Raw genomic sequence first — 8,973 nt, 5'->3', positions numbered from 1 at the left:
ATTCGCACAATAGTCTTTTCTAATGCGTAACCTCTGACCCGCCACCCCTCCTTTTACCGATGGTGGCAGTGGTGGAAGTAGGCGATGGCAAGGGGGCAACGGAGGCAGTGGAGTGGTTGGCAGTAGTGGTGGTAGAGCTGGAGGAGGGCTTGGGTGTCGGCAGCATGGCGGGGGTGTAGCCCATTTTGCTCAAAGAGCTTCACATACTGATTCTGCTCTGGCTGGAGTAGGTAGAGCCAGTCGAGTGCCCGTTGCTCTAGGTGGGCGTCACCCACCTTTTGGGCATAGTAGTAGGCAGAGGGGACGATGGCATTGATGATCAATGACGTAAGGGTTTGCCGACCAACGCCAGCACGACGCCCGTCCAACCGTCGTCCAAAGTCGAAGTGCTCCTGCCAATAGGGGCTAGGTGCCAAGCGGAGCGTCTGCTCGATTATCGGTTTATCCAACCGAGAGAGGGCAGAGAGCAACAGCTCCTCATGGTGGAGGATCATTGCCACTATGCCCAGCATACGTGCGGGGAAGGAGGGTGGACGCAAGCGGAGATACCGAAAGCTACCGGCAGGTAAAGAGGTGAGTCCAAACTTCTGCTGATAAAAGCGATACTCCTCTAGTAGCTTTGCTTCATACTCATCACGAGGGGTCTCACTCAGCAGACCAGCCTGCCCGATGAGCATCGCTTCGAGTGCCACTAGGTCGGAGGCGTGCTTCTTGAGGTAGGTATAGGGCAGACTCTCTGCCACCTGCTGCATCACCTCATTATTCTGATGTGCACCCACATATCTCATCAAGGTGTGATAGAGAATGCTATTAAAGTGGTCACTCTTCGAACGGTCACGCAGACGTGCCAGCTTCTCCTCCAAGCGCTCGGGGAGCAACTCCAAGGCCCCATCCAAGAAGGGTTCTTCACCAAGAGCCATCATCTCGGGCATACAGCGGAGACTTTTATTGCCCTGTACCAAACGCTCTAGGTAGGCTAGCATATCGGGTGAGATATCCAGTACTGCCGTTGGCACCTGCCTTCCTTCTTGGTCGTAGACCTCTCGATCGGCTTCTAGCACTACATGTAGCACCACTGAGCAGTAGCGAGGGTCGAGCTGATGTTTGTGTGCTTCCCACTCCGAAGCCCGGCGATGAATCTCTACCGACCCAGCCCACTCTATATGGCCTACCCGCACTCGTGAGAGGGCGAAGTCGGGACCGTCGTGGCTATTGAGCTCACCCACATCTAGTACCTCAATAGGCTCTCCCTCGAGGGTCACTTGTCTAAAGAGGCGATTCATCCAGATGAAATGTAGTTCGCTCTCGGGTCTCATTTCTTGTCGTGGTCTTGCTCGTACTTCTGTTTCAAATAGCGACCTGTGTAGCTCTCCTCCACCTCCATCAGTCCTTCTGGCGTGCCTTGGTAAACCAGTTGCCCACCCATATCACCTCCCTCAGGTCCGAGGTCTACAATATAATCGGCACACTTGATCACCTCCATGTTGTGCTCCACGATCACCACGGTATGCCCGTGCTCAATGAGCGATTGGAACGACTTCATCAGCACATGGATATCGTGCACATGGAGCCCGGTGGTTGGTTCGTCAAAGATAAAGAGGGTGGGTCGCTTACCTTTGTCCTTGAGGTGCGAGGCAAGCTTCACTCTCTGGCTTTCACCTCCCGAAAGGGTGCTGGAGCTTTGCCCTAGTTTAATGTACCCGAGGCCTACATCGGAGAGCACCTGTAGCCCCTCCACAATCTTGGGGATAAAGAGGCTCTCATCTTGGTAGTGGGTAAAGAACTCAATCGCCTCATCAATCGATAGCTCAAGGATATCGGAGATGTTTTTATCGTGGAAGGTCACCTCCAGTACCTCCTCATTGAAGCGCTTGCCGTGGCACTCATCGCAAGGGATGGTGATATCGGCCATAAACTGCATCTCAATGGTGATGACGCCCTCACCCTTACAGGTTTCGCAACGACCCCCTTCGGTATTGAAGGAGAAGTATTGCTGTGTGAACCCCATCTGGCGAGAGAGTTGCTGAGCCGCCATTAATCGACGAATATCGTCGTACACCCCGATATAGGTGACGGGATTGGAGCGGGTGGAGATGCCTAGGGAGTCCTGATCTACATACTCCACTGCCTTGAGGCTAGAGATACTCCCTTTGATATTGCGACAAGGAATCTTGGTGAGCGGCGCTTTGTCTATCAGCCGCTCTACCCCTTCGTAAAATATCTCCCGCACCAGGGTACTCTTGCCCGAGCCACTCACCCCCGTTACCACCGTAATCACCCCAAGTGGGATGGTCACATCAATGTCTTTTAGATTGTGGAGGTAGGCACCCTCCACTGTGATGGTGCTCTTGGAGGTTCGGCGTCGTTTGGGCCACGGAATTTGTTCCTTGCCCTGTAGGTACTTCACGGTGTAGCTCTTGGAGCGGGCGGGTAGCTTATCAGGGCGTCCCATAAAGACCACTTCCCCACCTCCAATTCCCGCCTCGGGACCCATGTCGATGATCAGGTCGGCTGCCCTCATCACCTCTTCGTCGTGCTCTACCACCACCACGGTATTGCCCATATTCCTCAGTTGGTGCATGATATCTATGAGGAGGTGAGTGTCTCTAGCGTGCAGACCGATACTTGGTTCGTCCAAAATGTAGAGAGTGCCGATCAGCCCTCCGCCTAGCGACGTGGCGAGCTGTATACGCTGCCCTTCGCCTCCCGACAAGGTGCCCGCCACACGGTCGAGTGTGAGGTAACCCAAACCGATATCATCCATAAAGCCCACTCGGTAGCGAAGCTCCTCTAGCAGTCGACGACCGATCTTGAGGTCTTGCTCGGAGAGCTGTAGTGCCTCGAGCCACTTCCTGAGCTCACTAATAGGGAGAGTGACTAGTTCGGAGATATTCTTGCCACCCACCTGCACATAGAGGGCCTCCTTGCGTAGTCGCTTGCCCTTACAGGTAGGGCAGACAGAGCGACCACGGTAGCGCGCCAGCATAATTCGGTAGTGCATCTTGTACTGCCGCTCCTTGATATGGTCAAAGAAGTCGTTGATACCATAGATTTTTTCTCGGCTGTAGCCATGGATTTCGGGCAGTCCATTGCCATTCCATAGGAGGTCTTTCTCCTCTTCCGTTAGCTCCCGATAGGGGCGATGGATAGGGAAGTTGAGCTTTTCTGTCTTGCGGATAAAGTCTTTCTGCCACTCGCTCATCTTGGCACCACGCCACGGCATGACGCACTCCTCGTAGAGGGAGAGATTTTTATTCTGAATCACTAAATCCTCATCGATCCCCAGTACTTGGCTGTACCCCTCGCAGGTGGGGCACGCACCGACGGAGCTGTTGAAGCTAAAGAGTTTATCAGAAGGCTCCTCAAAGGTGATGCCATCCAGCTCGAAGCGGTCGCTGAAGGTAGCCACCCCTTCGTCGTGCACAATTAGTGCTGTTCCTCTCCCCTCAAAGAAAGCGGTCTCCACTGAATTTCCTAGTCGATTATTGGTGGCATCGTTATCCGGTTGCACCACCAATCGATCAATGACGAGTGATAGGTCTTTGGCGGTACGAGGCAGCTTTGTCTCCTCCTGTAGGAGGTCTTGGATTCGCTCCACCTTGTCTTTCACCAAGACACGGCTAAAGCCATTGGCAAGCTGTAGCTCCAGGTGCTCCGCCACCGTACGCCCTTGTGGCAGTGTGATAGGGGCACAAACCATATACTTACTCCCTTCGGGAAGACTATTGACATACTCCAGCACATCTCTCGTGGTGTGCCGCTTCACCTCCTGACCACTGATGGGGCTAAAGGTATGTCCTACCCTCGCATAGAGCATTCGGAGGTAGTCGTAGATCTCAGTGACGGTGCCGACGGTGGAGCGAGGACTACGATTGAACTTCCTCTGCTCAATCGCAATGGCCGGTGGAATGCCACTGATCAGATCGGCTTCGGGCTTTGCCATTTTGCTGACAAACTGACGTGCGTAGACGCTTAGGCTCTCTACATACCTTCGCTGCCCCTCGGCATAGAGTGTATCAAAGGCGAGCGACGACTTACCGCTACCGCTCAGCCCTGTAATCACGATCAATTGATCGCGTGGAATCTCCAGCGACACCCCCTTGAGGTTATGCACCCTTACCCCCTTAAGTATGATATCATTCATTATATATATACACTTGAAATATCCACAAAACTACCAAAATTATCAGAGCCACTACCCAGTGCCCCATTTTATTGTGCAAAATAGTCGGTTACTTGCAAAATAATAGGTACCTTTGCGGTTGCGTTTCACCCCGTAGGGTCGTGTACCCATGTCGGGAGACCGTGGGGCGCAGAGTTTAATCACTAATTATTTACAAATCAAAGATGGCAACAGTTATCAGATTGCAAAGACACGGTCGCAAGGGTTACCCTGTATACAAGATTGTAGTGACCGACAAGCGTGCCCCTCGTGATGGCCGCTTCGTAGAGATTTTGGGGACTTATAACCCTAATACCCACCCAGCAACTATCGACCTGAAGTTTGATAGAGCACTTTATTGGGTAAACGTGGGTGCCACCCCATCCGATACCGCACGCAGCATCCTGTCACGCGAAGGTGTGATGATGATGAAGCACCTACAAGGCGGTGTGAAGAAGGGTGTATTTTCAGAGGAAGAGGCTCAGAAGCGCTTTGAGGCGTGGAAGCAAGGCAAGAACTCTGAGGTAGCTCAGATCAAGAGCAAGGACGAGGCAGCTAAGCGTGAAGCAGCTAAGAAAGCACTAGAGGCTGAGCGTGAGGTGAATAAGGCTCGTGAGGCAGCTCTAGCTGAGAAGAAAGCCGAGGAGGAGAAGGCAAAGGCAGAAGCTGAAGCAGCTGCAAAGGCTGAGGCAGAGGCTGCTACCGAAGCTGAGACTCCAGCAGAGGAGGCTCCCGCTACTGAAGAGTAAGCGACGTCGCCTAGCATACAAAAAGGGGTGGTGCAACCAACAGTTGCACCACCCCTTTATATTTAAGCAGCTCGCCTACGTGAGATGCACTCTACAGACATAAGCATTAAATAGATCATTTGAATATGTTAGCCTAACTATTCTCTTCAGGGGTTACGCATTAGAAAGAGTCTTACCATAAATGACCTCCTCGCGGAGGTCCTTACTCATAGACACCTAAAAACCATACGGCAAGAACTTTCTAATGCGTAACCCCTGCTATTCTCTCTGATATTTAGGACAATTTGAAATCTTTTGGTTACATTTGCAAAGAATATAAGATGTTAACGGTGCCATAACCCTATCCTTAGGGCGATTGGTGAAAAGGGAACTAGGTGCAAATCCTAGACAGTACCCGCTGCTGTAAGCTCCAAATAGCTTAGTTAATCTATCAAAATACCACTTAGAGCATAGTGTCTCTTGGGAAGGTGTGCGAAAGTTGGAGTAAGTCAGAAGACCTGCCGATAACTGCTTTAATGGCTTCCGAGGCACAGAAGCATTAGAGATAGAGGGATACTTATTAAGCTTACAATGTTGCATTGGCAACGGCTAATTCTAGAGAAACAAAAACATAATTAACTCCTAAACTCTAGTCAACCTGCTACTCTATTACATCTCCGCACGAAAGCCATTTGACACTGAATAAATGTATTCAGCGATCGCCATACCAATGGAGGCTGCTGATTATAAGAAACTTAGAATAGATGTAATGAGTATGAGAACAAAGAAAGTCTGGCTATTTCTAGCACTGGTGGGCCTCTTATTCTCGGGTTGCTATCGATACGATGATTGTGACCTATGGGGAGAGATTGCAAATATCAAGAAGGAGATTGCCCAAACAAAAGCTGACATCTCTACCCTGCAAAAGGTGGTGAAAGCACAGCAAGAGAAAAAGACCATTGATGAGATCAATGAGATTGATGGCGGCTACGAAATCAAATTCAACGACGGAACAAAAGTCACCATCAAAAATGGCTTAGATGCCCCTGAACTTGGGATCCAAGAGGAAGAGGGCATCTATTACTGGACACTTGGTGGTAAAGACCAATGGCTCAAAGATAAGAATGGCAATAAAATTCCTGTCGCTGGAAAAGACGGCAAGGATGGAGTAGATGGTCAAGATGGTCACTCACCAGTTATAGGGGTGGATAAGGATGGTTACTGGACCCTAGATGGCGAAAGGATTAAGAACGATCAAGGTAAGGAAGTACCAGCTGTGGGAAAAGATGGCGACTCCTTTTTTCAGTCTGTCCGAAATGAAAGCAATGCAGTGGTATTTGTCCTTGCCAATGGGGAGGAGATTACTATCCCAAAAACAGGATTTGAGATATTTGCCTTTGAGAAGCCTGAAGGAGAGTACCACTATCACGTATTCAAATTCAATGAAGCAAGGAATATTAAGCTGACCGCTGAGGATATAGCTACTATTGAGGAGATTAAGGTGCCAGAAGGGTGGAGCCTCCAAATCAATGCCCAAAAGAAAATGGTTCGCATCAAAGCACCAAAGCAAACACCAGGGCAATCATACAATGGTGGAATCATCACCCTGATGGGGCTAGGAAGAAATGGTGCTACCTACCTTGCTTCAATTGAGGTGATTGCATCGATTGACTATACAGATCCTGCAGGCACCTTTGTAGTATGCGAAGGGAATATGACCACAGTCAATGGTACCATAGTCTATTACGACAAGAATAATAATGAGTATCTCAATATCTTTGAGAATGCCAATAACCATTTGGAGATAGGCAATGTGGTCCAAGACATGTATATGGCAAATGGCAAGATCTATCTCATCACACAAAATGGTGACCGCATGAATGGTGCTGGACGCTTTGTGGTGTGTGATGCCCGTACTATGAAGATGGAGTATGCCGATTCGTTTGTATTCAAATCTCCTAAGGGAGAGGGCACATGGCCACAGCACATAGTGATCTGTAATGATTCTCTTGGATATGTACAATGGTCCGATAGCAATATGGAGCAGACCTCTGGTATCATCAAGATTGTCTATAAAAATAGGAAACTAAAGATAGATAAGACCGTAGAGGGAACCTTTGGAGCGTTTACCACAGAGGGGGCTATCAAAACCCGTCTCGTCTTCTCTCGTGGAAAAGTTTATGCTGCCTGTGGACACGGGATGGTTATCATTGATCCTAAAACTAACTCTATCAGCAAGCGTCTAGAGTACAAGGGGCGTCAGGCGAAAGGTATCGTAAAGGGAGCTAATGGACATATATTTGTGCCCTTCGCGGGTGAGTTTAAGGGAAATCAGCAGTGGAATACAGAGTTTACCTCCGATCCAATCATTGTGGAGATGGATCATGAAGGAACAGTAATCCAAGAGCATAAGATGCCAAATACTGTAGTCTTCCCTGTGGCTACCTGGAGTCCAGCAATTGGCATTTGTGCTAGCTTTACTGAGCCACATCTCTACTTTGTGGATGTTGCGGACTTCAACGCTTCTACAGCATCACGATACAATTATGAGACAAAGAAGCTCGACCTCCATTATGTGCCAGCTTTCAAGGAAGGCTACTCTTTCTATAATATTTATGGAATTATGGGAGTGCATCCTACCACTGGGCATCTTTGGGTAGGTAGAACGGCAGCGTATGTTGACTCTGATATCTTTGAGTATGATGTGACGGTTGATCCTATCAAACAACTGAATAAATATCACTACCCTACCCAAAGGGGTGCAAGTACGGCAGGTATTGACTTCGCTTATAGGTTTAGTGATGAGTTTATCAATAAATAACTTGATTTTATATTGAAATATTGTGTGCAGACTAAAGTAGGAATAATTCCTCTAGTCTGCACACCTATCTTTTTCTATACTTAGTATGTTAAAGTTGATAGAAGCAACTAAAACTTTAAGGGTAGTGATATTAACGATCACTTTGCTATGCTTCACAACCCTCTCGGCGTGGGCACAGCTCGATAGCGTGTATCTACTACCCGACCTAACCGTAACGGCACAGCAACACCGAGAGGTGATTCCAGGGTTGAAGCTAGAAGGCAAACAGCTACAGAAATTGAGTAGCATATCAATTGCTGATGCCGTAAGGTATTTCTCAGGAATACAGATTAAGGATTATGGCGGACTAGGTGGCTTGAAAACGGTAGATGTGCGAGGCATGGGTACCAATCATCTCGGCGTGTTTTACAATGGGATCAAGCTTGGAAATGCACAAAATGGGCAAATTGACCTAGGTAAGTTTTCACTAGACAATGTGGAAGCGGTAAGCCTTTATAATGGGCAGAAGAGCGATCTCTTTCAGCCAGCTCAGCACTTCGCTTCAGCCTCCTCCATTTATATTGAAACTAGGCAGCCGACTTTCAGTAAAGGTAAGCGTACCAACCTTCGGGCACATCTTCGTGCCGGCTCCTTTGCCACAGTGATTCCATCAGTCTTGGTAGAGCAAAAGCTCCCCAATGACTTTGCCCTGAGTGCTAATGTGGAGTTTGTCTCCTCTAGTGGTAAATACCCATTTAGGTATAAGCGAGTATTTGAGGATGGCACCATTGCCTATGATACCGTGGCAGTTCGGCAGAATGGCGATATCACTGCACTTAGAGCGGAACTGGCTCTTTTCAAGAAGATGGAAGAGGGCAAATGGGACCTACAAGGGTACTACTACCACTCTAAAAGAGGATTGCCTGGTCCTATTATTCGTAACGTATTTCAGCACGGACAACGTCTAGAAGACCAAAACTTCTTCTTCCAAGGGAAGCTGACTAAAAAGGTGAATGAGTGGTATAGCATACAGGCTCAAGCAAAGTATGCCAATGACTATACCCGCTATCTTGATGAAGAGTGGACCAGCCCCCTCTATGTGGATAATAAATATGAGCAACACGAAGCTTATGCTACCATAGCTCAAGAATTTATTGCTACCAAGTGGCTAAGATTTGGTCTCTCGACTGATGCTAGATACAATACATTGAATGCCAACCTTGTCAACTTTTCATACCCCAAGCGTCTGACACTTATGGGAGTAGTTTCTGGTGAGGTAAGCT

The 8,973-nt window shown here is 48.6% G+C and carries 5 protein-coding genes and 1 riboswitch; of the genes, 3 read left to right on the top strand and 2 right to left on the bottom strand.

The annotated features are described in order from the left end of the window. Positions 1–53 precede the first annotated feature (53 nt). Both QVO39_RS07730 and uvrA read right to left on the bottom strand, forming a co-directional pair. Positions 54–1,316 (bottom strand): DUF2851 family protein, encoded by a 1,263-nt coding sequence (locus QVO39_RS07730; protein ID WP_021903683.1) that lies wholly within the window; start codon positions 1,314–1,316, stop codon positions 54–56. Next, positions 1,313–4,144: an excinuclease ABC subunit UvrA gene (gene uvrA, locus QVO39_RS07725; RefSeq protein ID WP_021903682.1), complete on the bottom strand. Its 2,832-nt coding sequence runs from the start codon at positions 4,142–4,144 to the stop codon at positions 1,313–1,315. The genes QVO39_RS07730 and uvrA overlap by 4 nt, the downstream gene beginning before the upstream one ends. A gap of 203 nt (positions 4,145–4,347) precedes the next feature. Here uvrA and QVO39_RS07720 point away from each other — a divergent pair, with 203 nt between their 5' ends. From QVO39_RS07720 to QVO39_RS07710, 3 genes are all read left to right on the top strand, one after another. After that, positions 4,348–4,911, top strand: coding sequence for a 30S ribosomal protein S16 (locus QVO39_RS07720; RefSeq protein WP_021903681.1), 564 nt, complete (start codon positions 4,348–4,350; stop codon positions 4,909–4,911). 310 nt (positions 4,912–5,221) lie between these two features. Continuing rightward, positions 5,222–5,430, top strand: a riboswitch (cobalamin riboswitch). A gap of 235 nt (positions 5,431–5,665) precedes the next feature. Then, positions 5,666–7,711 carry a DUF5074 domain-containing protein gene (locus QVO39_RS07715; protein ID WP_288171928.1) on the top strand — a complete coding sequence of 682 codons (2,046 nt, stop codon included), beginning with the start codon at positions 5,666–5,668 and terminating at the stop codon, positions 7,709–7,711. Between the two features lie 124 nt (positions 7,712–7,835). Beyond that, the coding region (locus QVO39_RS07710; RefSeq protein ID WP_288171927.1) for a TonB-dependent receptor at positions 7,836–8,973 on the top strand (1,138 nt) is incomplete at its 3' end.

It is taken from the genome of Porphyromonas sp. CAG:1061 (assembly GCF_000435035.1).
Taxonomy (GTDB): Bacteria; Bacteroidota; Bacteroidia; order Bacteroidales; family Porphyromonadaceae; genus Porphyromonas_A; species Porphyromonas_A somerae.
Note: the sequence above shows the minus strand (reverse complement) of the source record. Positions and strands in the feature narration are given on the sequence as shown.